This window comes from Neobacillus sp. K501, assembly GCF_053749995.1.
This window is the reverse complement of sequence record NZ_JBSLYA010000011.1, coordinates 152,065-175,836: the sequence shown is the minus strand read 5'-3', so window position 1 is coordinate 175,836 and position 23,772 is coordinate 152,065. Positions and strand designations below refer to the sequence as shown.

General features: G+C 37.9%; 25 protein-coding genes. 10 read left to right on the top strand and 15 right to left on the bottom strand.

What is annotated here, in order from left to right; genetic code table 11:
* Nucleotides 1-211: 211 nt before the first annotated feature.
* The gene (locus ACWM35_RS21575; RefSeq protein WP_454820960.1) at nucleotides 212-712 is read left to right on the top strand and encodes a DoxX family membrane protein; all 501 of its coding nucleotides are present in this window, start codon (nucleotides 212-214) and stop codon (nucleotides 710-712) included.
* A 142-nt stretch (nucleotides 713-854) separates the two neighbouring features.
* Here ACWM35_RS21575 and ACWM35_RS21570 read toward each other — a convergent pair whose 3' ends face one another.
* From ACWM35_RS21570 to ACWM35_RS21540, 7 genes are all read right to left on the bottom strand, one after another.
* On the bottom strand, nucleotides 855-1,193 hold the full coding sequence (locus ACWM35_RS21570) for a cupin domain-containing protein (RefSeq protein ID WP_454820959.1): 339 nt from the start codon (nucleotides 1,191-1,193) through the stop codon (nucleotides 855-857).
* Between the two features lie 13 nt (nucleotides 1,194-1,206).
* Nucleotides 1,207-2,040, bottom strand: coding sequence for an ABC transporter permease (locus ACWM35_RS21565; RefSeq protein ID WP_454820958.1), 834 nt, complete (start codon nucleotides 2,038-2,040; stop codon nucleotides 1,207-1,209).
* On the bottom strand, nucleotides 2,040-3,053 hold the full coding sequence (locus ACWM35_RS21560; RefSeq protein WP_454820957.1) for an ABC transporter permease: 1,014 nt from the start codon (nucleotides 3,051-3,053) through the stop codon (nucleotides 2,040-2,042). Before ACWM35_RS21560 ends, ACWM35_RS21565 begins: the two co-directional genes overlap by 1 nt.
* A gap of 94 nt (nucleotides 3,054-3,147) precedes the next feature.
* Nucleotides 3,148-4,737 (bottom strand): ABC transporter substrate-binding protein, encoded by a 1,590-nt coding sequence (locus tag ACWM35_RS21555; RefSeq protein ID WP_454820956.1) that lies wholly within the window; start codon nucleotides 4,735-4,737, stop codon nucleotides 3,148-3,150.
* Between the two features lie 35 nt (nucleotides 4,738-4,772).
* The gene (locus ACWM35_RS21550; RefSeq protein WP_454820973.1) at nucleotides 4,773-5,777 is read right to left on the bottom strand and encodes an ABC transporter ATP-binding protein; all 1,005 of its coding nucleotides are present in this window, start codon (nucleotides 5,775-5,777) and stop codon (nucleotides 4,773-4,775) included.
* A complete protein-coding gene (locus ACWM35_RS21545; protein WP_454820955.1) occupies nucleotides 5,764-6,762 on the bottom strand; it encodes an ABC transporter ATP-binding protein in 999 nt (332 codons plus the stop codon). Before ACWM35_RS21545 ends, ACWM35_RS21550 begins: the two co-directional genes overlap by 14 nt.
* Before the next feature lie 34 nt (nucleotides 6,763-6,796).
* Nucleotides 6,797-7,342 (bottom strand): helix-turn-helix domain-containing protein, encoded by a 546-nt coding sequence (locus tag ACWM35_RS21540; RefSeq protein WP_454820954.1) that lies wholly within the window; start codon nucleotides 7,340-7,342, stop codon nucleotides 6,797-6,799.
* A gap of 258 nt (nucleotides 7,343-7,600) precedes the next feature.
* On the opposite strand from ACWM35_RS21540, the gene ACWM35_RS21535 reads away from it, so the two are divergent.
* The gene (locus ACWM35_RS21535) at nucleotides 7,601-8,707 is read left to right on the top strand and encodes a DUF6920 family protein (RefSeq protein ID WP_454820953.1); all 1,107 of its coding nucleotides are present in this window, start codon (nucleotides 7,601-7,603) and stop codon (nucleotides 8,705-8,707) included.
* A 115-nt stretch (nucleotides 8,708-8,822) separates the two neighbouring features.
* Here the strand turns inward: ACWM35_RS21535 and ACWM35_RS21530 are convergent, their stop codons facing one another.
* From ACWM35_RS21530 to ACWM35_RS21520, 3 genes are all read right to left on the bottom strand, one after another.
* Nucleotides 8,823-9,332: a hypothetical protein gene (locus ACWM35_RS21530; RefSeq protein ID WP_454820952.1), complete on the bottom strand. Its 510-nt coding sequence runs from the start codon at nucleotides 9,330-9,332 to the stop codon at nucleotides 8,823-8,825.
* Between the two features lie 598 nt (nucleotides 9,333-9,930).
* The gene (locus ACWM35_RS21525; protein ID WP_454820951.1) at nucleotides 9,931-10,836 is read right to left on the bottom strand and encodes an SDR family oxidoreductase; all 906 of its coding nucleotides are present in this window, start codon (nucleotides 10,834-10,836) and stop codon (nucleotides 9,931-9,933) included.
* 236 nt (nucleotides 10,837-11,072) lie between these two features.
* The gene (locus ACWM35_RS21520; protein ID WP_454820949.1) at nucleotides 11,073-12,026 is read right to left on the bottom strand and encodes an NAD(P)H-dependent flavin oxidoreductase; all 954 of its coding nucleotides are present in this window, start codon (nucleotides 12,024-12,026) and stop codon (nucleotides 11,073-11,075) included.
* 546 nt (nucleotides 12,027-12,572) lie between these two features.
* Between ACWM35_RS21520 and ACWM35_RS21515 the strand changes: the two genes are divergently transcribed.
* A complete protein-coding gene (locus ACWM35_RS21515) occupies nucleotides 12,573-13,193 on the top strand; it encodes an NAD(P)-dependent oxidoreductase (RefSeq protein WP_454820948.1) in 621 nt (206 codons plus the stop codon).
* A gap of 138 nt (nucleotides 13,194-13,331) precedes the next feature.
* Here the strand turns inward: ACWM35_RS21515 and ACWM35_RS21510 are convergent, their stop codons facing one another.
* Nucleotides 13,332-14,711, bottom strand: a complete 1,380-nt coding sequence (locus ACWM35_RS21510) for a M28 family peptidase (RefSeq protein WP_454820947.1) — start codon at nucleotides 14,709-14,711, stop codon at nucleotides 13,332-13,334.
* 999 nt (nucleotides 14,712-15,710) lie between these two features.
* Nucleotides 15,711-17,036 (bottom strand): radical SAM protein, encoded by a 1,326-nt coding sequence (locus ACWM35_RS21505; RefSeq protein WP_454820946.1) that lies wholly within the window; start codon nucleotides 17,034-17,036, stop codon nucleotides 15,711-15,713.
* Nucleotides 17,037-17,788: 752 nt separating this feature from the next.
* Here ACWM35_RS21505 and glsA point away from each other — a divergent pair.
* Nucleotides 17,789-18,733 carry a glutaminase A gene (glsA, locus tag ACWM35_RS21500; RefSeq protein ID WP_454820945.1) on the top strand — a complete coding sequence of 315 codons (945 nt, stop codon included), beginning with the start codon at nucleotides 17,789-17,791 and terminating at the stop codon, nucleotides 18,731-18,733.
* A gap of 70 nt (nucleotides 18,734-18,803) precedes the next feature.
* On the opposite strand, the gene ACWM35_RS21495 is transcribed toward glsA, so the two are convergent.
* Both ACWM35_RS21495 and ACWM35_RS21490 read right to left on the bottom strand, forming a co-directional pair.
* Nucleotides 18,804-20,225: a PTS transporter subunit EIIC gene (locus ACWM35_RS21495; RefSeq protein WP_454820944.1), complete on the bottom strand. Its 1,422-nt coding sequence runs from the start codon at nucleotides 20,223-20,225 to the stop codon at nucleotides 18,804-18,806.
* Between the two features lie 5 nt (nucleotides 20,226-20,230).
* Nucleotides 20,231-20,401, bottom strand: a complete 171-nt coding sequence (locus tag ACWM35_RS21490; RefSeq protein WP_454820943.1) for a hypothetical protein — start codon at nucleotides 20,399-20,401, stop codon at nucleotides 20,231-20,233.
* Nucleotides 20,402-20,727: 326 nt separating this feature from the next.
* Here ACWM35_RS21490 and ACWM35_RS21485 point away from each other — a divergent pair, with 326 nt between their 5' ends.
* The 3 genes from ACWM35_RS21485 (at nucleotide 20,728) to ACWM35_RS21475 (ending at nucleotide 21,848) form a co-directional block, all read left to right on the top strand.
* Nucleotides 20,728-21,084, top strand: coding sequence for a hypothetical protein (locus ACWM35_RS21485; RefSeq protein ID WP_454820942.1), 357 nt, complete (start codon nucleotides 20,728-20,730; stop codon nucleotides 21,082-21,084).
* Nucleotides 21,085-21,202: 118 nt separating this feature from the next.
* On the top strand, nucleotides 21,203-21,466 hold the full coding sequence (locus tag ACWM35_RS21480) for a hypothetical protein (protein WP_454820941.1): 264 nt from the start codon (nucleotides 21,203-21,205) through the stop codon (nucleotides 21,464-21,466).
* 82 nt (nucleotides 21,467-21,548) lie between these two features.
* Nucleotides 21,549-21,848: a hypothetical protein gene (locus tag ACWM35_RS21475; protein WP_454820940.1), complete on the top strand. Its 300-nt coding sequence runs from the start codon at nucleotides 21,549-21,551 to the stop codon at nucleotides 21,846-21,848.
* A gap of 47 nt (nucleotides 21,849-21,895) precedes the next feature.
* Here ACWM35_RS21475 and ACWM35_RS21470 read toward each other — a convergent pair whose 3' ends face one another.
* Nucleotides 21,896-22,159, bottom strand: a complete 264-nt coding sequence (locus ACWM35_RS21470) for a hypothetical protein (RefSeq protein ID WP_454820939.1) — start codon at nucleotides 22,157-22,159, stop codon at nucleotides 21,896-21,898.
* A gap of 148 nt (nucleotides 22,160-22,307) precedes the next feature.
* On the opposite strand from ACWM35_RS21470, the gene ACWM35_RS21465 reads away from it, so the two are divergent.
* The 3 genes from ACWM35_RS21465 (at nucleotide 22,308) to ACWM35_RS21455 (ending at nucleotide 23,609) form a co-directional block, all read left to right on the top strand.
* Nucleotides 22,308-22,520 carry a hypothetical protein gene (locus tag ACWM35_RS21465; RefSeq protein ID WP_454820938.1) on the top strand — a complete coding sequence of 71 codons (213 nt, stop codon included), beginning with the start codon at nucleotides 22,308-22,310 and terminating at the stop codon, nucleotides 22,518-22,520.
* Nucleotides 22,521-22,649: 129 nt separating this feature from the next.
* Entirely contained in the window at nucleotides 22,650-23,087 is a 438-nt protein-coding gene (locus ACWM35_RS21460; protein ID WP_454820937.1) for a hypothetical protein, read from the top strand.
* A 93-nt stretch (nucleotides 23,088-23,180) separates the two neighbouring features.
* Complete coding sequence (locus tag ACWM35_RS21455; RefSeq protein ID WP_454820936.1) at nucleotides 23,181-23,609, top strand: hypothetical protein; 429 nt, start codon at nucleotides 23,181-23,183, stop codon at nucleotides 23,607-23,609.
* Nucleotides 23,610-23,772 lie beyond the last annotated feature (163 nt).

Genomic DNA, 23,772 nt, shown 5'->3' with positions numbered 1-23,772 from the left:
AATCAACTGTGGTAGAAGCGCTCCTAAAACTAATCTCTTTTTGATAAATAACATTGAACCGGACCATATAGCAATCAAAGGATACTGCCTGACTAGAAAATTAGTCAGGTTATTTAATTTGGTTTTGTTTCCCTTAAATTGACCTAAATCAAGTTAATAGAGGATTTTGTTCGCTAAAATGAGCGTATTAAAAATAAAGGAGAAACTCATAATGAGAAAATATATAAATGGAACAAAAGTGGCAATCGTTTGGACAGTATTACGAATTTGGTTAGGATTTCAATGGATCGAGGCAGGTTATTCTAAAATTAAATCTGGATTTGATGCAGGGGGATTTATACAAGGCGCAATTGCAAATGCAAGTGGGGATCATCCTACCGTACAAGGCTGGTATGCTGGATTCCTCGAAGGATTTACGTTACCAAATATAGAGTTTTTTAACATCCTGATCCCATGGGGAGAATTTCTTGTTGGTTTGGGATTGATTTTAGGATTAGTGACAATTCCTGCATTAATTGCTAGTGCCTTCATGAATTTCAACTTTATAATGGCGGGGGTTGGATTATCTGGTCTAGATTCCAAGCTATTCGTAGTAGCAATGATTCTATTATTTATTGGAAAAGGAAGGTATTACTACGGACTTGATAGATTTGCAACCCCATATATAAAGAAACTAATTCCTACAAAAAGAAGGATGTTGCAAATGAAATGAACGTGAAGCACGGATCTGGTTCTCGCGCTCTCTTTGCTGTCAAGAGCCGTTTTATAATACAAAATCCAAAGGGACGGTTCTCATGGTTTAGGTACAAACCAGTAGAACCGTCCCTATGTTCTGAATAAGACAATTCAAATTACTATTCGGCCTTTTTTACCATAAAGCAAACGAGCATACAAGGTTCACTGCTCGTATTAATACACCAGTGCTCCTCACCTGCTGGGATCAGGGTTGCATCCCCAGCCTTTTCTACACTGTATTCACCATTACAATAAGTTTCTACTTTTCCACTGAAAATAAAAGAGTACTCATCCTCATCATGACAACTCATGCCAACAGCTGGAACTCGTTCGCCAGGTGTAAGAGAAATGACACTCATGCTCACTTCTTTAAAGTCTCCTTGCTTTATGAAAAGTTTCTTCATCTCATAGAATGGCATGCCAGTGGGTTCTACTTGATTAATATTGATCTTTTCCATTACATTCTCCCGCCTATTCTTTTTGGAGTTTCGGATCTAGGAAGTCACGAAGACCATCCCCTACGAAGTTAGCACCTACAGAAATGGAGAAAATGGCTAAACCAGGGAAGGTGGACACCCACCAATTTTGTATAACCTTTGCCCCATCTGATACCATTGAACCCCATTCAGGTGTAGGTGGCTGTGTTCCAAGACCAAGAAAGCTTAGTCCAGAGAACATCAAGATTGCATTCCCAAGGTCAAGAGTTGCCATAACCAATAATGGTCCAAAGCTATTCGGTAAAATTTCTAAAAATAGTACACGAATATGTGAGGCGCCCATTACACGGGAGGCAGTAACATACTCACTCTCTTTAAGAGAAATAACCATCGATCTCATCAATCTCGCATAATTTGGCCACCAGATAATGGCCATTGCAAGTACTGAGTTTAAGATACTTGGTCCAAGTGCGGCAGCGATGACCATCGCTAAAATTAGGGGTGGAAATGCCATAATGAGTTCTGAGAAACGCATCATTGCTTCGTCCACTTTCCCGCCTTTATATCCTGCAATTCCCCCAAAGAGGATACCAAAGGAAAAGGCACAAATCACTGTAATAATACCTGCTGTTAAAGAAATTCTAGAGCCATACATTACCCGTGAAAATACATCACGGCCTAACTCGTCAGTCCCAAATAAATGGGAAAAGCTTGGAGGCTGATATCGAATAGATAAATCCTGTGCTGTTGTACTATGTGTAGCGATTAACGGTGCAAATATGACAACGAGAATCCAAAATGCACAAATGATTAATCCAAGTTTAAAGAGAAATCCCTTTTGAGAGATAAAAGATTTGAATGTTCCCATTATCTATACCTCACTCTCGGATCAATAATCCCATAAAGGATATCAATTAGTAGATTAATAACAACATAAATAAAGGCAATTAATAATGAAACCCCGCATATAGCTGGGAAATCTAATGAAACGGCGGAAAGATAGGCATATTGACCAATTCCTGGCCATGCAAAAATGTTCTCAACAAGCACCATTCCGCCAAGCAGATTACAGAATCCGATTCCTGCTACTGTTATGACAGGTATCATGGAATTGGCAATCGCATGCTTAACGATGATCGCTGATTCTTTCAGACCTTTTGATCTGGCTGTGCGAATATAATCCATTGACATCACTTCAAGTAAATTAGATCGGGTTTGACGAGCAATTAGTCCCATTGTAAAGAATCCTAACACCGTTCCTGGCAGGATCAAGTGCATGGCTACATCACCAAATAATTGAAAATCCCCACTAACAAGTGAATCTAAAAGTAATAGCCCTGTTCCCCCTTCTGGAGTGGATGATCGTGCATCAATTCGTCCTGGTCCAGGTGTAATACCCAGTACCGAAGAGAAGATATTGAGCATAATGAGGGCAAACCAAAAGCTTGGTATGGAAACCCCGCTGATGGAAACGGTACGAATGACATGATCAATAGGCTTATTACGAAAAATAGCAGAGATGATACCAAAGAGAATCCCAAGAACTAAGGCAATTGTCATCGCTACTACAGATAGTTCAAATGTTGCTGGGAAGAACTGCATTAAGTCATCCAATACAGGTCTGCCCGTTCGAATAGAGGTACCTAAATCACCCGTCAATAAGTGTTGGAAGTACAGAATTAACTGACTAAATAGCGACCGATCAAGTCCCCACTTTTCTTTAAAAGCAGCAACAATTTCGGGATTATTCATAGCACTTTGGCTCAAATTCGCAGCAACCGGATCACTTGGCACTAAATGCGAAAGAATAAAAACGAAAAGTGCCACACCAAATAATAAGAAAAGAAGAAACAATAGACGTCTAGCAATAAATCTAAGCAATCGGATCACACCCCCAACTAAAAACAATATTGCCTATAAATAGCTACCGTGGGCAGCTGCCTGCCTACGGATAGCTATCAGGTAAATCAAATCATTATTTTGAAAGCTTTAATTCATTTAAAGTTAACTTAAAAAGATCATTATAAGCAGCACCTTCAAGTTTGGAGCTTACAGCAAATGATTTTGGGTGCTGAACTAAAAATGCATAAGGGCTATTCTCAGCGATGATTTCTTGCATCTTACCGGAAATTTCTGCCCGTTTAGTATCGTCAATTTCCACCTTCGCTTGTTCTGCCAAACTTACTAATTCAGCATTAGCTTCAGGTTTCCAGTTCGCACGTGTTCCTACAATATCACCTGGAATAAACGCTAATTGATTACTTAAATCATAGTAGTCAGGTGACCAGTGCATAACCAGGAATGGAGTCTTACCATTTCGATAGTCTTCGATAACAACGCCAACTTCACCGGTCTTAATTTCTACATTGATATTAATTTTTGAAAGATCTTCCTTTACTTTTTCAGCTATTGTTATCCATGAAAGTCCCTCAGAATCGTAATTCGCGGCTGTTAGAGGGATTGTGAAGCCTTTCTCAAACCCTGCTTGCTTCATTAAGTCCTTTGCCTTTTCTAGGTTTTGATAATTATCCGCTCTTGATTTTGCACCAACAAAACCTTCTTGAACAAATGACATTGGCAATAGCGCGCCATCACCAGCTAATTGTTGGAATCCTTCATAGTCAAGGGCATAACGGACCGCTTGCTGAACCAGTGGATCTGCCATTTCTTTACCGATTTCAGCACTATTATTCATTAGCAAAAATGAGATGGTTGAAGTTGGTGAAGACACAATCTTAACATTTCCACCGCTTTTGATGTTTTTCACTTGGTCAGGTCCAACGCTTAATGCAACGTCAATTTCCCCTTTTTCAAGTGCTTGAATTTGTGTGTTTGGATCAGGAATTTCTTTGATGATGATCTTACTTGCATTCACAGTGCCCGTATAATTTGGATTCTTTTCAAGGACCATCTCTGTATTTGGTGTCCATTTTTTTAATACATATGGACCACTGCCTGCAGATGCCCCATCAAGGTAAGTGGATGCTTCATCTGTTGTGCTTGCATCTTTCGCATCAGAACCACCTTGTTCCTTCACAACCTTGCTATCTACAACTGCAAAGGCATTACTTGTAATTTTTGAAAGAAAGGATGCATCCTTCTCTTTAAGTGTGACGACAACCGTTTTGTCATCTGTTGCTTCTACCTTTGCAATTCCATCTGCAAGAGCCGAAGCATTATCTTTTATATTAATTGTACGATTAAAACTGAATACAACATCATTTGCTGTTACAGCATTTCCACTCGAAAATTTACGACCTTCATCCAGCTTGAAGGTATATACAAGTCCTGATTCATCCACAGAGTGTTCTTTTGCAAGGGCTGGCTTTGGTGTGAGTTCTGATCCTTCCAACATATACAGATTCTCATACGTAGCATAAAAATAGAAATTCCCGTACACTTCATAAGCACGAGCTGGATCTAGGGTTTTCCAGTCAGAAGCAACCCCAATAACGATCGTATCCCCATTGGATGCAGAGGATCCTCCAGTTTTCTCTTTCTTATTGCATGCGATAAGTGAAAAAGCCAATATCAAGGTGATGCCCAATAAAATAATTTTTTTCATTATCCAAGACCCCTTCTTTTAAAAATTTTATAGAATCACTTTGTACACAAATGACAGGCAACAAAGTGGTTACTACTTGTTTGAATAAAATCTGGCTCCTTTGTTTTGCAAATATCCATTACTGAAGGGCATCTTGTGTGAAACCGACAGCCAGATGGTGGGTTAGATGGACTTGGAACATCGCCTGTGAGAATAATCTTCTCTCTAGTTTCACCGCTTATATCTGGAATAGATGAGAGTAGCGCCTTTGTGTATGGATGCTGTGTTTTTTTATATAGATCATCCCGAGTTGTCAACTCAACGATTTTGCCTAAATACATAACTGCGACTCGGTCACTTATATGGTGAACCACGCTTAGATCATGTGAAATAAATAGATAAGTAAGATTTAATTGTTTCTGCAGGTCCTCTAGTAAGTTAATAATCTGTGCTTGGATCGACACATCCAAAGCAGAAACAGGTTCGTCACACACAATAAGTTCTGGACCCAATGCCAATGCTCTAGCAATTCCTACCCGTTGCTTCTGACCACCTGACATTTCATGAGGAAATCGATCTAAAAAGCGGCTTGCCAGACCGACCATATCCATTAGTTCAGTAATTTTGGCTTCACCATTTTCCATTTTATGAATTTTGAATGGCTCCAATAAAATTTGCCTGATGGTTCTACGTGGATTTAAGCAAGCAGATGGATCTTGAAAAATCAGTTGTGCCTTCTTGGCGAAATTTTTTCGTTTCGATTTAGGAATATGGGTAATATCCTCACCATTAAACATAATTTTAGAACCACGGTCTGAGGCATAAAGACCAAGCAGTGTCCTGCCAAGTGTACTTTTCCCACAGCCGCTTTCACCAACAAGACTAAATGTTTCCCCTTTTTTTATCGTAAAAGAAACATCATCTACTGCCCTAAGTAAGCCTTTTTTTCCATCAGGACTTTTGATATGAAAAGTCTTCTTTAAATGGGAAACCTCTAATATGTTTTCAGAGGAATGATAGTTTGATAACGTTGCTATTGCTTTAGAATCATTTTGAGGCATAGACTTCATCAACCTTTTCTGATCCGTCATAAATAAAACATCTTACTTCACGACCATCTTCTAGTTTAAATAAAGGAGGGGCTTCCACTATGCATTTCTCTGTTGCATATTTGCAACGAGGATGGAAGCTGCAACCACTTGGCATTTGCAAGGCGTCAGGTACCGTACCTTCGATCGCCTCAAGTCTATCTACTTTACTAGAGATTTTAGGTATGGCATTGAGTAATCCTTTTGTATACGGATGAAGAGGGTCAGCAAACACTAACTCAGTTGGACTTTTTTCAACAATTTGGCCAGTGTACATGACCACTACGTTCTCACACATTTCTTTCACAACACCTAAATCATGGGTGATCATGATAATACTCATGTCTCTCTTTTTCTTCAGGCTGTTCATTAAATCGAGAATTTGTGCTTGGATCGTAACATCCAATGCAGTAGTAGGCTCATCTGCAATTAATAGTTTTGTATTACAAGCTAAAGCAATAGCAATCATGATCCTTTGCCGCATCCCACCAGACATTTGATGGGGATATTCATGAAATCTCTGCTCAGGGGAAGGGATTCCTACCATTCTCAGCATCTCAATGGCATATTTTTTTGCCTCCTGCTTGCTAACATCTTTTTGGTGAATCAGGATTGGCTCCATGATTTGTTTGCCGCATGTATGTAGAGGATTAAGTGAGGTCATTGGCTCTTGGAAAATCATTGATACAGATTTCCCTCTAATTTTCCTCATTTCTTCAGGTGAAAGTTTTAATAAATCTACGCCCTCAAAATCGACGCTTCCAGTTATTTCAGAGTTAGCATTTTGTAAAAGCCCCATAATAGTGAGAGAGGTAACGCTCTTGCCACTGCCGCTTTCACCAACGATTCCTAGTGAACTACCTTTTTCTAATTCAAAGCTAACCCGATCCACTGCTTTGACAACACCCTGGCGCGATTTGAATTTAATCGTCAAATCTTCTACTTTTAGTAATGTCATAAGCCTCACCTTTTTCAAATGTATTGTAATTCGTCTAGTTAAAAATAACAGGAGTGATAACAGATAGTAATACAGTTTCCTGATCGAGCGGATTCTCCCAAATATGAGGAAGAGTTGAAGGGAAATGGAGTGCTTCTCCTTCTCGTAAATAATATTCAGTCTGGTCAACTGTGAATAATACAGCCCCTTTTAGAACGTAATAAAATTCTTCACCCGGATGTTTAACTGGTTCATTTTCTTTTTGATGAGGCTTTATTGTTACGAGAAAGGGCTCTATTTTTCTATCTGTAAAATTATTGCTTAACCTAATATAAGTAGAATCAGAACTTTCTATTTTAAAAGGTTTTTGCTCTTGCTTTTTCACTGCATAATTTAAATTCTCCGTCTCTTCGAAGAAATGAATCATCTTTACTCCAAAAGCGTCGGCAATTTTCTTTAATGAGGTGATAGCGAGTGATGATGTTCCTCTCTCAATTTGGGATAAGAAACTAACGGATAAATCTGTCTTTTCACTCAATTCCTTTAACGTCATTCCTTGTTCAAATCGTAATTGCTTTATTTTTTGAAAAATTTCATCCATACCGTAATTCCTTTCTTTTATGGGAGGAATTTTTACTGTGTTACTGTAATTATTTATGATTTTATCATAATTTCTTTCAATGTAAATGAATATTTAGAATATTATTTATAATCATAATAAAATATTATTTTAAAATATTGTCACTTCTTTATTAGGTTTTGTAAAACGCATTCTAGGAGGAATTTAACTAGATTGCCATAATTTTTAGAGTTATCCCACCTAAAGGAATATACAATTTTATTTAGGAGGGGATTGTTTATGGTGAAGCTAATTTTTCCAATAATACTAGTTTTACATGGGCTGATTCATTTATTTGGATTTGTGAAGGCTTTTGGCTTGGCTGAAATGGGTCAACTGACACAAGAAATTTCAAAGCCATTGGGCATGGTTTGGTTATTAGTTGTGTTTTTTATGTTGATGGTAGGTTTCTTTGTGGTAAAAAGTAAACAGTGGGTTTGGATTCCTGCGTCAATGGCGGCAGTGATATCGCAAATTCTTATTATTTACTCTTGGCAGGATGCGAAATTTGGAACCATCCCTAACGTAATTATTTTACTCTTTGCAATTTTTTCATTTGCAGCTTGGGATTTTAATAGCAAGATAGAGAAAGAAGTAAGCTTTCTTTTAGCGCAGTCAAGACACATAGGTTCAAAAAAAGTAAATGAACAAATGCTTCGTTCCTTGCCATCCCCTGTGAAAAGGTGGTTAAACCATGTAGGAATTATAGGTAAAGAGGTAATCCATTCCGCTTACTTTGAACAAATGGGACAGATGAAATTGAGGCCTGACCAAAAATCTTGGTTCCCTGCTAAAGTTGAGCAATATGTAACCATTGATTCACCTGGTTTCCTCTGGAAGGCTAATATGAAAATGAATGGCTTTCTAAATGTTCTTGGAAGAGATATATTTCAGCAAGGAAAAGCAGCCATGATGATAAAAATTGGATCTCTTATACCAGTGGTGAATATTGAAAATAAGGAAAAGACCAATCAATCGACCTCGCAGAGATTTTTGATGGAACTGCCCTGGTATCCTTCTGCGGCACTAAGCCCTTACATTACATGGGAAGAAGTAGACCTAAATACGGCATTGGCAACGATGAATTATCAAGGGAATATCGGCAGGGCAACCTTCTACTTCGATGAAGCCGGAGATTTTGTAAAGGTAAGTGCTATGAGATATAAGGAAGAGGAGGAAGATTCCAGGTTAGTAGAATGTATCGGTGAAGCGAAAGCTTATGGTGTATTGGATGGAATCAGAATACCTGTAAAGCTAAAGGTGACTTGGCAATTGGAGAATGGGCCATTTACTTGGTATGAGCTTGAAATTTTGAAGGCGAAGTATAATTATATGGAAAAGTCTTGATTAGATTTACTAACCATTTGAGGTGGACCTTACCATAAATAAAGGAGTTTTTTGAATGGACGAAAGGAGAGCATATATTTTGCTCTCCTTTTCGATGTATCCATTGGTGCGGTCCCTATGGTTTTATAGGGCTAGCTGGTATTGGTTTCATTAATTGTGTTTTAACAAAAAGATAAACTTTAATGAGGAGCAGACTTGAAACGGGATAAACAAAGATGGAATAGTATATGTGCCAACTAGTATAAGTAAAGACGCCATTTATGACATTTAACCATTCGAAGAAGATTGAAAAAATATCCCATACTAGAAGATATAGAATAAGATTTTTTCCAGAGATGTTCCATCGATCATAGAAAAATAGAAAGATAAAGGAAAAGGCTGGATAAAGAAATAGATGGATCATAGCTCCTGCTGGTTCATAGGTAATATTATCTGCACAGTAATATACCCTGAAAGGACTAGCTGCCAGAAAATAATCGACGGTTTGAACAAAAGCAACTGAATAGATCCAAATAATGATAAAAGTAATATTATGGAAGTGTTTCCTGAGGAGCAACATTATTGAAAATGCGATTATGGAGGTAACAATCATAAAACATTCATTCCAGTCAAATTGCCAATTCAAGCTTGTCCCACCTCTTTAGCCAATCTTTTTCGGAAAATCCACATAGTAGTAATTAATATAAGAATATAAATAAACCAGAAACTAATTGACCACATTATGTTCCAATGCACGTGTTTGAGAACACCCAAATAATCTGCTAATTTTTCTATTCCGGTAAGCAAAAAGACGAAAATGATAGTACAAACTATTCTCGGAACAAAAGATTTTAGTATAATCAGCTGATTTAAGAAAATAATTGTAAAGATTGGGATTAATACAATTCGATTCATGAAATGGGTCATTTCAATACTAAAAACATTTGGTATGACAAAATATTTGAAATTCATAAAGAAGAGAGCGGAGTAATTTTGAAATAGCATAGAACCGACTAGCCATAAAACGAAAATTTCGAGTGAATGAAGGTGCTTTTTTTGCCAATAAAAGAAAAAAGCCAAAATAAGAAGGTTAAGCAACAAATAAGAAAGAAAAATCATAACCTACCCCACCATAAAGAATTATATATTTACTATTCACTAAGGAGGAATCAATTACTCCATAAAAAAATTTACGCATGCATTTTTTCATAAGTGAGGGGTAGGGGTTATGAATAATATTCAAATTAAGAAGTAATAAAGCTGCCTCCGTTTACATGCAGGGTTTGCCCAGTAACATATTGGGAATCTTGGCTTGCAAGGTAAACATATGTTGGCGCCAGTTCAAAAGGCTGGGCAGCACGTTTCAATGGGGTATCTGTTCCGAAGGTCGATACTTTTTCTGCTGAGAATGCAGAAGGAATCAAAGGTGTCCAAGTCGGCCCCGGTGCCACAGCATTGACACGAATACCCTGGTCAGCCACAGATAGAGAGAGTGAACGTGTAAACGAAACAACTGCCCCTTTAGTGGAGGAATAATCAATTAATGACTTTTCCCCACTGTAGGCTACTACTGAGGTAGTATTAATGATTGAGCTTCCAAACATTAAAAATGGCAATGCGGCTTGTGTCATAAAAAAGTAGGAAAAAACATTGGTTGCGAAGGTAGAAATAAGCTGCTCCTCTGATATATCAAGAAGTGTTTGTTGTGGGTAGACTACTCCAATATTATTTACGAGAATATTCAATTTTCCAAAGGTTTTTATGGTGTGTTCCACAACTTTTTTGCAATTATCTTTAAAGCGGAGGTCAACTGGAAGCGTTAAGCATCTTCTTCCAATCTGCTCGATTTTAGCCTTGGTTTCCTCAGCATCTTGATGCTCATACAGATAGGCAATGACGATATCGGCCCCTTCTTTGGCGAAAGCTATGGAAACGGCACGGCCAATGCCACTATCACCTCCAGTAACAATTGCGACTTGGTCCTGAAGCTTTTGATTGCCTAAATAGCTCGGATTTTCAAAAATAGGCCTTGGATCCATTAAATATTCCATTCCAGGTTGCTGCTCTTGATGTTGCGGGGGAAATGCAATAAATTTTTCTTCACACTTTGTTTTCTTTGCAATATAGGGATACGAAGGATAATTTTTCATGGGCCACTCCATAAATATTTAATAACCATAAATAGTCATATGCATTAGAAACAAGAACAGTTACAAATGGATATAAACTATGGTCTCAAATTATGGATATTAATGAGATTTCCACAATGGAATCTACATTTATAAAATTCTAGATTATAGTTTAAAGTATAAGTAAAGCCTCCAATCATTTTGGAGGCTTAATTTATTCATGTGGAATTATGCAAAGGGTTAAGTATTATTCAAACTCACATACAAGCTTTATATTCACTCATTATATTATTGATAATGGTTTTAACGGGGAGGATTTCTTTAATTTCATGAACTCTTGCTCCGGCAAAAACAAGACCATTCTCGCAATCTCCATTCATCGATGTGATCAAAGAATCCAGCGTACAAAAACGATATGAACAATTTTTTAGGCAATCTACACACTTTTTAATTTTTACTTTTTTATCATCAGAAATCAGTTCAGTAAAATGGTTCTTAATGGCACGACCCTGGAGTCCGACTGTTGTTTTAACTAACATGGTATCTTTCTGCTCGGCCTGTACATATTTCTCTTTAAAGGATAATGGTGCATCACATTCTTCACTAGCAACGAACCTAGTACCCATCTGTACCCCAGACGCCCCCACACGAAAAGCTCTCGCTAGATCTTCTCCCGTCATAATTCCACCAGCAGCAATAACCGGAATCTTCACAGCTTCCACCACTTCAGGCAAAATATCAAATAAAGGTCGATCCGTACCAAGGTGTCCGCCGGCTTCATGACCTTCTACCACAATCGCTGAAGCACCAAGGCGTTCTGATAACCTAGCCAGCTTCGCAGTAGACACAATCGAGATGACAGGGATCCCGGCTTCTTTGCCCCATGCATACATATCTCTTGAAATTCCAGCCCCTGATATGATGAAATCTACCTTTTCTTCAATGGCTGCTTTCATTTTTTCAGCAAAGTCATTCATCGCAAAAAGAACATTTACCCCAATATAGCCTGATTCCTTTATATTTTCCTTCGCTTTCCTTATATGTGATCTCATTTCGTCGACAGTAATCCCAGTACCTGAGATGATGCCAATTCCCCCCGCATTTGCAACGGCAGAAGCAAGTCCGCTTAAGGAAATACCTACACCCATACCCCCTTGCATGATTGGAAACTTCGGTAACATATGACCAATTTTCAATTGTGGAACGTTCATTAAAACAACCCCATTTCTATTAGGTGAATCTAAATTTTCACTCATTGTAACAATAGGTTTTTCAAAACAATAGTGACAAGTGTAATGGTTAGTCTTAATAGTTAGTCCTAAATAGTCAGTTGCCACAAAATGTTCAAAATTATCCCCATGCAAGGGGATTACATTTCGTAAACGGGAAGATTCATTCCGATGAAAGCAGCAAAATGAGGTTCATGGGAAAGAACCGGGTAGAATCGTTCGGGGGGATCAGGTTAAGCACCCGATCAGTTAAATAGTCGGAAAAAATTCACTTAATTAGGAAATCAAATAAAAAACTGCTAAAATAGACGGAGAAATTTCGTCTATTGATCCGACAAACGTGAAAATGGGGGATTTTACTTTGCATAGCAGAAAAATCTTCCCTTATTTACCCCGAAACGAGCTCTAATCTACATTTAACCGAAAAACCTTCGCTTATTTTATTTTTGCTGGGTTCTCGATTGAGGAAAAAGCAGATGTAAGTTGAAAATGATAATAAAATAGTTTTACAAAAGGAGGCTCGTTCTAATGAATATTTTACTTTTAGGTGCAACTGGGCGAGTTGGAAGTCAAATCGTTCCTTATGCCCTTCATGACAAACACCATGTTACTGTTTTAGTCCGCACTTCAGAAAAGATTCAAATAAATAATGAAAATTTATCCGTTATTCAAGGTGATGTTTTAAATAAAGAGGATATCGTACGTGCAATGCATGGGAGGGATGTGGTTATTAGTGCACTTAATACGGATGGCATAACCACTCTATCGGAAAGTATGCCACTTATTATCGAAGCAATGGAAAACGAGGGGATAAAACGAATTATAACGGTTGGAACGGCGGGTATCTTGCAAAGTAGAACCACTCCAAATTCACTTCGTTATCAATCAAGTGAATCAAAGCGGAAGTCAACCCGTGCAGCGGAAGAACATCATAAAGTTTACGATATGCTCAATCAATCGACTCTCGAATGGACGATTGTCTGCCCAACTTATTTGCCTGATGGAGAAAGGGTAGGGGAGTATCGAATAGCCCGAAATTATTTGCCGGAGGGTGGAGTTGAGATATCCGTTCAGGATACAGCAGAATTTACTTTTAAACAGATTCAAACTAGCGATTATATAAGGTCACGTGTAGGTATCGCCTACTAATAATATTCTTAAACTAGTTTCCTATTTGATTAACCTGGTTTGTTGAAAAAATGCTTCCAATTAATTCTACCGCATCAGATGCCTATAGGAAAAAGGCTTGAATCAAATTTAGATTCAAGCCTTTTTCCTATTTTTATATTAATCTACTGGGCGGTTTTCAAAATCGTAGTCTACTGTTGCTGGAGCCACATGTGCTCGATCGAGAGCTGGTGTGTCCGGGCGAACAATTTGATAGGCTGCTGTTCCAACGATGGATGTAGCCTGTTGCAGCTTTTCCTTACTGATATGTTCAATCGTATCTGTTGGCTGGTGATACTGAGGTTCAACAGGTGAATGAATAAATAGAGCCGAAGGAATGCCCACATCATGGAATGGCTGATGGTCACTTCTTCCTAATTGCCCATACGGCAGAGCCACATCATAAATTCTAGATCCGGATGACGCTCCTAAGTCTGTAACAAGATTCTTCTGACCGTCAATCGTATACATGATCAGTCCACCTAATGGATGATCTTCTCCTGCTTCAGCCCCGCCAATCATATCCATTTGGAAGTGGGCAACCATGCGGTCTATATCACTTTGTGGAAGTTGCGATACGTAGAAGGATGAGCCCACCATCCCTCTTTCTTCGGAGCCGAATGTCAGGAAGCGGACTTCGGTATCGATTGGAGTATTGACAAGAATTCTAGCTAGCTCGAGTACGGCTGATACTCCGGACGCGTCGTCATTTGCACCCGGTCCAAGAGGAACAGAGTCATGGTGTGCCCCAATTGTGACAATCTGTCCGGTGTCCTTGTTCTTGTGTGGCTTTAATTTAGCCTCAACCACATAGGATGTTTTCTCGATTTTTTGGATATCTACATCTAAGGTGGCTTTAACAGGACCGCTCTTTAATTTTTCAACCAATTCTTTCCCCTGTGCTTGGGTAATAGCGAGAGCAGGAACTTCCCCATTGGCTTGTCCAAAGTTATTACCATTAGGATTGCTGTTATACATAAGTACCCCAATGGCACCTTTGGCAACTACGTTCTGCACTTTTTCAACGAACGTGATATCCCCACGCTCAATCAAGGCGATTTTCCCACTTACTTCATCAGGAACCGTGCCAGCTAATGCTTTTCCAACATTAACGAGTTCTGCCGTTACATTTCCGCTTCCGCTGCCGCTAAAGGCACGGCCGTTTAAATTGATTCCATCAACTACAGCTGACTGGCGGTTTGTCTTATAATCATAGATAGGAAACGGTATTCTTTTCGTTTCGAGACCCAGGCTCTTAAACTGGCTTTCTATGTACTCAACCCCACGAACTTCTCCCTCGGTGCCAGCTTCCCTAGGCACTGCGGATAGATACTTAATCGCATTGTACATATTATCTACGTTTATTTTTTTGATAACCTTGTTGTCAAAAGCAGTGTCTGATTGTGAATTTGTGGCACCATTTGTCTGAGCATAAACCACTCCTGAAGATAAAAGCATGCTTGCTGTTAGAACCGTGATAATCGATTTACGACGAAACATGAAACTCCCCCTTGAAAAAGTGATACTCTCATTATTCCTATTTTGGAAATTATAGTAAACAAGAATCGTTTTACAAAATCCCTTAAAATCCGCTAATGGCATTGCACTGAATCTATTCATTATTTTGCAAGAGCTACCAAATTTATTTTTATTAGGATGATAATTAATAGGCTTTCACTTAATACTTTCCTATCAAAAAGCTAGATTACTATATTAATTCTCCAATCTATTATCACATTCGAGAAAAAAGGACATAACTTGCGAACTTCTTATTAAATTCCATTTTTCTCCAAAAGTAATCAAAAAACTCCCTTGTGACGCCGTGTTTTGTCTACTATGAAAAAAATGAGGGTAATCCAAGACACTTATACCTTCTTGATTAAATTGGTGAAAATTGGAAATTAAGCAGGCAGGTCTGAATTCAGCCAGTCGTAATAAAGGATTTCGCCATATTCAAGTTCACTTCCTATATAGAAAGGAAGGGGTGAAAAGGACAGGGGATTCGGAGGTAAGGTGTGACAAGTTTGTTAATCGTTTTGTTAGCTTTTCAAAAGGTGTTATCAGTCACTGATAATTCATGGTGTGTTTAATAAGAGGTGAAAAAAATTTTTGCATAAAGATTTGCGCGTATAGTGATAACAAAAGAGGCATTGCATAAAGCTGATTTTTCTTATGATGCCAATTATTTAAATATCCAGCTTGGTCAAATCTTAACTATGAAAATTAACACCTAGTTTACCTTGCTGAGTAGGTTTGAGGAACAATCTGATATACGATGCCTGTTATTGCTCCATTTAGAAGACAACTCGCCCTACTTGGGGAATTGCCTTCTGTTGATATAGGCTCTTATTTTAAGTTGCTAGGTACTGATTTCATAATTTTTCCAGTGCTATTGTTGTTAACTGGAGATGAAGCCGGACGTAATATGCGCATGTAACTCACCCCCTTTCACTATGGTTAAATAGGCGTATAATCCATTAGCTATATACGTTTTCTATATCACAAACTATTTTTCCATATTAAGTTTAATGCTTTTTTAATGTTTCGCTTTTCATAAGGGCAAGGCCTCTCTCCGGTACGGATCCGGTATAATGGACAATGATTGCCTTGGCATGCAGGACGGTAGAAGCAGGATTGGCAAACTTCATCCGTTTCCTCTCCTGAAGTTACCCAACTGGCGATTTTATCATAATCTAGTTCTAGACTACCATCTTCATGTATTTTTCCGACTTTATTAAAGTCCTCATCAAGAGAGAGGGTACACTTATATAATTGTCCATCAGAGCCGACTACTAATGAGTGTGGTTTTGCTGCATAGCAGACCGATGCAGAGGGCATTAATGACTCTGTTACCATGGGGCTCATGCTTAATCCTTGTGAAATGGCTTCATCAGTCAGCTCCCAAATCTTTTTGTTAGACATGGTGCGGCTGCATACAGGGATGTCATCATCGTTTTTTCCACCCCATCTTCCAACAGGTCGATACATAATTCCAAAACGACTATCATCTGCAAAATGTTCTTTTAAGAACTCAGTTAACTTGGATGCTTCCTGTAAATTACTTTCATCGAAATTTGTTCGAATGGTGATATCAAATGAATCTGGGACATCTTTTATTGCTATCAGATTATCAATGATTTTACCAAATGATTTACCGCCACCTAATAATGGTCTTCGATGATCGTGCACTTCTCCAATTCCATCAATCGTTATCATAAATTGATTAATATTCCAAGATAGCAATCTTTGAAAAACATCTTTTGTTAATAAATAACCATTTGTAACAAGATCACAAGAGTAGTGTATATTGTTTTCCTTTGCAATCGATAGAAAGTAATTGGAAAGTTCCTCAATGACATCTATTGAAACTAATGGTTCACCACCAAACCAACTAATATGCAGCCTGGATAAAATTGCCTTCTTTTCATGTACAAACGCTTTAAGACCATTTATTATTTTGCGATTCATTTTTCCACGTTCAAACGTTTCATAACAATATGTACAACGGAAATTGCAGGCTTCGGTTGGTAAAAGTATAAGGTGCATTATATCTGTTCGGTGTAATGACTGATGAAGAAATTGTGCCCTTCTCTTTTCATCGACATTGCTAGAAACTAAAAAACCATTATTATATAACTCTTTTTGTATTTCGTTTTCTAAAATATCTGTACCAGCTCTTTTTAAAGAAAATAAGACTGCTTCTTTTTCTTCAGCTGAGACATAAGTTATGGCACCAGTATAACTATTAAAAAGCACAACTCCATTGTCATCCGTGTGTGATAGAGCATTGAATCTAGATGGAACATAACTATTCTTGTTTTTCATACTTCCACAAACCTTCTTTAGAATATAGTTTGATTGCCACAAACTATTATAAGAATGTAAATAAAAATATTAAATGAGATAAATCACTAAGTGGCGGGGCATAGATTGTTAACGAATAACTTTCTTTTATACTACGCTGACCATCAATAATTCGTTGATTAGATGAACCTAAGATAAGTAATCCGTTACAAATAACTAATATCTCGAATTCGTGGAGAGAGAAAGGACAAAAGGAAGGGATTAAAGCAGGACAAAAAGAAGGGCATAAAGAAGCCCAAAGGACAATTGCCTGCAACATGCTAAAAGAAGGGATGCCTTTTGAGTTAATCTCAAAATTGACAAGTTTAGAATTTGATGAAATTGAAGAGATAAGTAAGCAATTAATAAAATAAAAGTGCTATCTTTAATTAGGCGAACAGTGACAGGCACTGTTCGCTATTCTTTTGATCTAGGCTTATAAAATGCTAATAATAGTCCAATGATTAAACAACTTAATCCACCCAAGTAGGCAATGGGAGATGAAGAACCCCCCCATTGATTGAAGTTTCACTTTATATGGATAAAAAAATATTGCGAGCCTTTGAAATCCGATATATAATTTATCCCGCATTTAAAGATCTTCTTTAATAATGAAAAACTAGTGTAATCCGTCGAAAAGTACGTATTACTAATTTTAAAAAATGAAAGCCATGGGTAAGAGACGTTAACCTGCCTAGGAACATCTCTTTCATGCATAAAGAGGAGTAAGCGGGATGTTAGCTCAAATGTCATTAGATCAAATTGCCAATGAGGCGTTAACTTATACAAAGGGAGGAAGACCTGCGTCTTATATTCCGGAACTAGCCTGTCAATCTGTAGAGCAATTTGCTGCATGTATCATTGATGAACATGGAAATTATTTTGAGGCGGGCAATACGGATACACGATTTACCCTACAAAGTATTTCAAAAGTAATCAATTTTATGGTTGCTTGTGAATTTCATGGTTTAGATTTTGTTCTAGATAAGGTGGATGTGGAGCCAACAGGTGATCCCTTTAATTCAATTATTCGTTTGGAAAGCACGGTCCCAGGAAAACCATTCAATCCGATGATTAATGCAGGTGCTATTACCGTTGCCTCCATGTTACCAGGGAAAACTGTAGAGGATCGGATAACATATGTTGTGGACTTTTTAAGCCGGATTACCGGTAGTCATCATCAAGTAAATGAGGCAGTGTATCGTTCTGAAATGGAAACTACCGATCGGAACCGAGCAATTGCTTATTACCTAAAGGCAAATGATTATTTGCTTTGTGATGTTGAGGAAGCACTAGAGGTATATATTCGTTTATGTGCACTTGAGGTGTCTCCTAAGGATATTGCAAAAGTTGGACTGTTGTTAGCGGGGAATGGTGTCTACCCACTAACAAATGAAAAGTTCATAACCAAAAATACCGCAAAAGTGTCAAAAGCTTTAATGATAACATGTGGACTATATAATGCCTCTGGAAAATATGCAGCTTCCATCGGTATACCTATGAAAAGTGGTGTATCAGGCGGTGTTCTATGTACAGTCACGCACGGTAAAATCGAACAACTTCAAGGAAAATTAGGTATCAGTGTCTATAGTCCAGGAATCGATCATATAGGAAACAGCGTTGCTGGAATGAAATTTATCGAAAAACTATCACAGACCTATGATTTAAGTATCTTTTAAAAGGGAGAAAAACCCACAGGGACGGTTCTCGTGGCTTAGTGTGTGCCAGGAGAACCGTCCCCTATGCTTTTTACCTTATTTTATTGATCTCATTCTTTAAGATTTCGGCTAGTGCTCCATAGATGACCTGAACGCCTGAGCCACTTTTGAACAGACCTTTAGCCTTGAGTTTTCCTTTCCAAACAGAGTCATCTGCAACCTTACTCGTATCTTTTACGGTAACTCTTAATCTGGTAATGCAGGCATCTACATCGACTAAGTTGTCTCTTCCGCCCAAAGCAGCAATAACGTCCTCAATATCAATGTCTTTTAACAGTACATCTTTCTTGGAATATAATATGTTGTCTGCATCCTCGCCACGTCCAGGAGTTTTAAGATTCATTTTCAAAATCAGCGTTTTAAATACATAGTAATAAATAATGGCTGTCGGGATTCCTAGGACAAGGATCCAAATATAATTTGTTTTATCATTTCCCTGCAACAAACCGAATAAAGTGAAATCGATGATCCCTCTTGAAAAAGTAACTCCTACCGCTACATCAAGGGCGTATAATACCGCATAAGATATTCCCTCCAAGACCGCATGGATACCGTATAAAAGTGGCGCGGCAAACAGGAATGTAAACTCGATGGGTTCGGTAATTCCAGTTAAGAATGAGGTTAGAGCAGCAGAGAAGAGGATACCGCCGACAATTTTTTTGTTTTTCGTATCAGCCGTTTTATACATAGCAAGAGCCGCCGCTGGGAGACCGAACATCATTGGTAAGTAACCGCCGGTAAAATACTTGGTAGCCTCAGCAGAAAACTTGGTAACCGTTGGATCAGCCAGCTGAGCAAAGAAAATACTTTGTCCTCCTTGCACTAACTTTCCTGCTACCTCCAGTTCACCGCCAAGCGATGTATACCAGAATAATGGATAAATCGCATGGTGAAGCCCAAAGATATTCAGAAGCCGCATGAAAGAACCATAGAAGAACATGCCAATCGGGCCAGTCCGGCCAAAGAATTCAGAGAAAGTCGAAATGCCAATATGAATATAGGGCCACACAAATGGAATAATTGCACCAACGATGCTAATCGATAGTACGGAAATAATCGGAATAAATCTTACACCTGAGAAAAACGATAGGGCATCAGGAAGCTTCTTTTCATAATATCGATTTGCTAAAAAGGCTACAAGCAAACCTACGATAATTCCCCCAAGCACTCCAATTCGAACGGTGAATATCCCAAGCTCATATCCATACACATTTGATTGTCTGGCAGCCTCTACGGGATCTAGACCCTTTGATAAGAAATAATCTGTCGTAGTAGACGCAGGTGTATGCCCTAAAAATCCTAGAATAGTACTAATGATCACATGCATGACAAGAAATGCGATTGCCGCAGATAAGCCCGCAGCTCCTTTCTCCTGTAACGCCAGGCCGGAAGCAATCCCAACCGCAAAGATTAATGGCAAATTACTAAAAACGATACTGCCTATGGCAGACATAATACTTAAATATAGTACAGAAATGTTCCTTCACCGAGGATTCCTGCTAATCCATAAGTCTCAACCATTACAAGGTTAGTAAATGCTGCTCCGATACCGAGCATTAATCCCGCTATCGGCAGAACCGCAATCGGTATCATAAACGCCTTGCCTAAACGCTGAAGTTTTTCAAACATCGCTATCCCCCCCATGTCATAACTTTGGGAAAGTATCGCAGCCTTGGACCTTTTGTTATGTCTAAACAAAATCACCTCCTTGTTACAAATGTTAAATTTTTACATAAACTAATATATTTGGAGACGAAGGATAATATGCAGTAACTTTTTGAAGGCTGTTATCCGCTGGAAATATAAAATATGTGCTTTAAAAGAACTTGAAAACTATTAGAGGTATTTGGAGGAAAAAGGAAACTTTTTGGCGAAATATGTAAGGCGCTAGAATATGCAAAAGTGTATTAGAGGAAGGGATTGTATTGTTAGGGGTTAATAGAGAGGAGTCGAGAATGAAAAGGAGTATAAAACATTTTATTATTTCTATTACGGTGCTTTGTATTTTAATCCCCAGTTATTTTTATATCCGAGTCCAAATGCTCCCAATATTTATTATCGACTACAATGCCGGAGAAGAAATAATTGATGGGGAACAATATGCCCTACATTATGTTTATTTCAAAAATCATTCATATAAATCAGTAAATCCAATCATCTATCCTGATGATTATCCTCTAGATAAACAAATTGGAAAGACAAAAAATGATATGGAAAGAGTTTATGCTGTCAAAGGAAATAAAGATTTAATAGCCGTAAAAGGATTTATGAGTGTGCCTACTTATTTTAAAGAGATGAAGGAATTTGATTAGGTCTTGGTAATCCACATAATTCACAGGGTCGGTTCTTATGGCTTAGGTATTTACCAGTGGAACCGTCCCCTGTGTTTAAATGATATACTAGATGTAATAAGAATGGAGGTGCTAAAAAATGAAATGGGAGCAAATTCGTGAACATTATCCAGAACAATGGGTACTTGTTGAAGCCATCTCAGCTTACTCAAAAGATTCAATCCGCCATTTTGAAGAACTATCCGTCATTTCAAATTTCCCCGAGTCAACTTTCGCATGGAAAGAATACAAAAAGCTACATTTGGCCGACCCTTCCCGAGAATACTATATTTTCCATACTGACCATGAATCCATTGAAGTAAAAGAACAGAAGTTTATTGGGGTAAGGAGACGGCTCCAATGAAAATTCTAATGCAGGATGGGTTACCAATAGTATCTGATTCCCTTGTTTATAAGGGAAAATTTATCACATTGGATGAAGTCTCTTGGATACAGGGTGTTCAACTACTATCTTTGGTACGGATGAAGTTGAAGAAAGTGGACTTGTTATAGACCGTAAAGGTGGCAGGCCAAGAAGGATGTATGGAGTTGGTGGAGAAAGTGAACTGTGTTATGAGCAGACTGTAACAAATTTAGAAATAGATGGCTTTTTGATGGATTCCTTTCAAATGCAGTTAGGAATGACAAAAGAGACCAATGGATTTAATGGAATCCTTGGTGTTGATTTCATGATTAAGTCTGAGTTAATTATTGATTTTACAGATAAAGTAACATATAGGAATTAGGCCATAATAAAATCATCACTGGGCAATGCATAAAAATATTATAAAATTTAAAATGGTAAATCTCCATCGGATATAACTTTATCTGGACTCTTTACTTCGGGTGTTTCTTCGTCCCAGCAAACCTCATCACATTTCGAGCAGCTGATATATGTATCATTTAAATGATAGCCTACATTGCCATGCGTACATTCTTGAATGACACAAATGGTTTCCCAATCCAATTCAAATTTGTAGTCACAGTGGCGGCAATAAAATTCGGCTGTGCCATAATCGATCTTCTTGCATTTTTTCTTCTTTTTGTTTTTGCCCATATCTAATCACTCCTAGGGAAATTCTATCACAATTTTGCAACAATCATTATCTTCATATCATTTTTAAAGGAAAATAATCCCACTCCAGAATTTACTTATATTATAATAATAGTAAAATATAGGGTTTTATTACAAAGGGTGTGGATAGATGGAAGAGGCACTGTTACATGGTGGAATCGTAAATATTGAAACTAAGAGATCGGAACTGGAAGGCAAGAACTTTAGTAGAAGCGAGATTAGAAAAAAGCTTACTGAACAGTACCGAGTTTTTTCAAGGAAGCGTGGGTTTACATGCCCTTCTTGTAAAGAACCAGTGAATATGAATCTAACAGTTGATGATGGCAGGCCTTTTTACTTTTAGCATCTAGATGGCAAGGATTGTACATACTCTGAAAATAGCAAAACTTATGCTAATCAGGTTTCCACTCACCAAGATAAGAAAAAGAAGGATATCGGATTAACCGTATTTAAAGAAATCTTGGAAGGTCAGTTGAAATCAACTGGGGCTGTAATAAAAAGAGGTTATTTTTGCAAAAAGAAACTTTCTTTTATTCCGGATATTATCGTGAAATTTCCTTTTAAAAGTGATATTTGGGCGATTGATTATTACACCTCCATTGCTCCCCGCAGTTATACTCAGAATCTCGCAAAACGAATGAAAACCTATCAGACAGAAGGGTTTAAGGTATTCTCATTTATAGATGATACTTGGTTGGCCATCATTTCAGAAACGGATAAAGGAGCATTACTAAATGCTGAATTGTTAGTCACGAACAAAAGTAATGAGGACCAACGGTGGGATCATTTCATTGAGCAAGGGCTATCAAGGGATGAATTCAAATATTTAAATACAGAAGTAGCAGGACTTCAGAATTCTATTGATATAAAAAGTATTGCTTACGTTAATATCGAGAGTCGCGTATGTTAAATCATCAGGTTTTTAGAGGCTGATCAAAATAATTATAATCTCACTTTCTACAAATTATCTGAGCCAGCCATCCCTTTGGAACGAGCATTAACTTTGAATGCTAACTTGAATGATTTGCTTCTCTATCGTGAAAATGAAGATGAGCAGCGACAGGACTTTAAACAATCCTTTAGAGACAAAATCATTCAAGCAGAAGCGGAGTTAAAAGTACAACAAGAGGTCTTGGAAAAATTACTGCGCGAAGAAGAAGCGAAGAAGGCTGCTCTAGAATTGCAGAGGTTAGAAGTAGAAGAACGTAGCAGGCTCTACCGTGAAATGATACGAAAAACGGACGATCAAGAAGAGTTGGAAATGCTGCAAAGAGCAAAGGCTGCGAATGAACGTCCAGTAAGCATGTCTCCAGAAGAATGGGAATGGTACAAAAAAACTGGTAGAACATTCACGAAAAGAAGAATAATTTTTTACCAATCAGCATTGAAGATGGATTTGAAAAAGAGAATAAATATTATCTTTTCAAATTAACAGGTTCTAGAAAAATTAAGCTTGGTGCTACAAATGATACGGTGAATCGTACCATTTGTAAATGTTTTATATAAAGTGATAACAAATAATCATATGGGTTTAAATTACACTGGAAAATAGTAAAGCTTTATTAAGTCATGACTTTTTTGTTTTTTATTACCAG

Bases quoted from the DNA above. Each gene is read 5' to 3' on its own strand.
- ACWM35_RS21540 (WP_454820954.1), bottom strand. From the start codon at position 7,342: ATGGATGAAATTTTTCAAAAAATAAAGCAATTACGATTTGAACAAGGA.
- ACWM35_RS21510 (WP_454820947.1), bottom strand. From the start codon at position 14,711: ATGTTTCGTCGTAAATCGATTATCACGGTTCTAACAGCAAGCATGCTT.
- ACWM35_RS21470 (WP_454820939.1), bottom strand. From the start codon at position 22,159: ATGGGCAAAAACAAAAAGAAGAAAAAATGCAAGAAGATCGATTATGGC.
- ACWM35_RS21525 (WP_454820951.1), bottom strand. From the start codon at position 10,836: ATGAAAAATTATCCTTCGTATCCCTATATTGCAAAGAAAACAAAGTGT.
- ACWM35_RS21485 (WP_454820942.1), top strand. From the start codon at position 20,728: ATGAAAAGGAGTATAAAACATTTTATTATTTCTATTACGGTGCTTTGT.
- glsA (WP_454820945.1), top strand. From the start codon at position 17,789: ATGTTAGCTCAAATGTCATTAGATCAAATTGCCAATGAGGCGTTAACT.
- ACWM35_RS21550 (WP_454820973.1), bottom strand. From the start codon at position 5,777: ATGCCTCAAAATGATTCTAAAGCAATAGCAACGTTATCAAACTATCAT.
- ACWM35_RS21565 (WP_454820958.1), bottom strand. From the start codon at position 2,040: ATGGGAACATTCAAATCTTTTATCTCTCAAAAGGGATTTCTCTTTAAA.
- ACWM35_RS21555 (WP_454820956.1), bottom strand. From the start codon at position 4,737: ATGAAAAAAATTATTTTATTGGGCATCACCTTGATATTGGCTTTTTCA.
- ACWM35_RS21480 (WP_454820941.1), top strand. From the start codon at position 21,203: ATGAAATGGGAGCAAATTCGTGAACATTATCCAGAACAATGGGTACTT.
- ACWM35_RS21575 (WP_454820960.1), top strand. From the start codon at position 212: ATGAGAAAATATATAAATGGAACAAAAGTGGCAATCGTTTGGACAGTA.
- ACWM35_RS21520 (WP_454820949.1), bottom strand. From the start codon at position 12,026: ATGAACGTTCCACAATTGAAAATTGGTCATATGTTACCGAAGTTTCCA.
- ACWM35_RS21515 (WP_454820948.1), top strand. From the start codon at position 12,573: ATGAATATTTTACTTTTAGGTGCAACTGGGCGAGTTGGAAGTCAAATC.
- ACWM35_RS21505 (WP_454820946.1), bottom strand. From the start codon at position 17,036: ATGAAAAACAAGAATAGTTATGTTCCATCTAGATTCAATGCTCTATCA.
- ACWM35_RS21545 (WP_454820955.1), bottom strand. From the start codon at position 6,762: ATGACATTACTAAAAGTAGAAGATTTGACGATTAAATTCAAATCGCGC.
- ACWM35_RS21490 (WP_454820943.1), bottom strand. From the start codon at position 20,401: ATGTTTGAAAAACTTCAGCGTTTAGGCAAGGCGTTTATGATACCGATT.
- ACWM35_RS21570 (WP_454820959.1), bottom strand. From the start codon at position 1,193: ATGGAAAAGATCAATATTAATCAAGTAGAACCCACTGGCATGCCATTC.
- ACWM35_RS21535 (WP_454820953.1), top strand. From the start codon at position 7,601: ATGGTGAAGCTAATTTTTCCAATAATACTAGTTTTACATGGGCTGATT.
- ACWM35_RS21495 (WP_454820944.1), bottom strand. From the start codon at position 20,225: ATGTCTGCCATAGGCAGTATCGTTTTTAGTAATTTGCCATTAATCTTT.
- ACWM35_RS21465 (WP_454820938.1), top strand. From the start codon at position 22,308: ATGGAAGAGGCACTGTTACATGGTGGAATCGTAAATATTGAAACTAAG.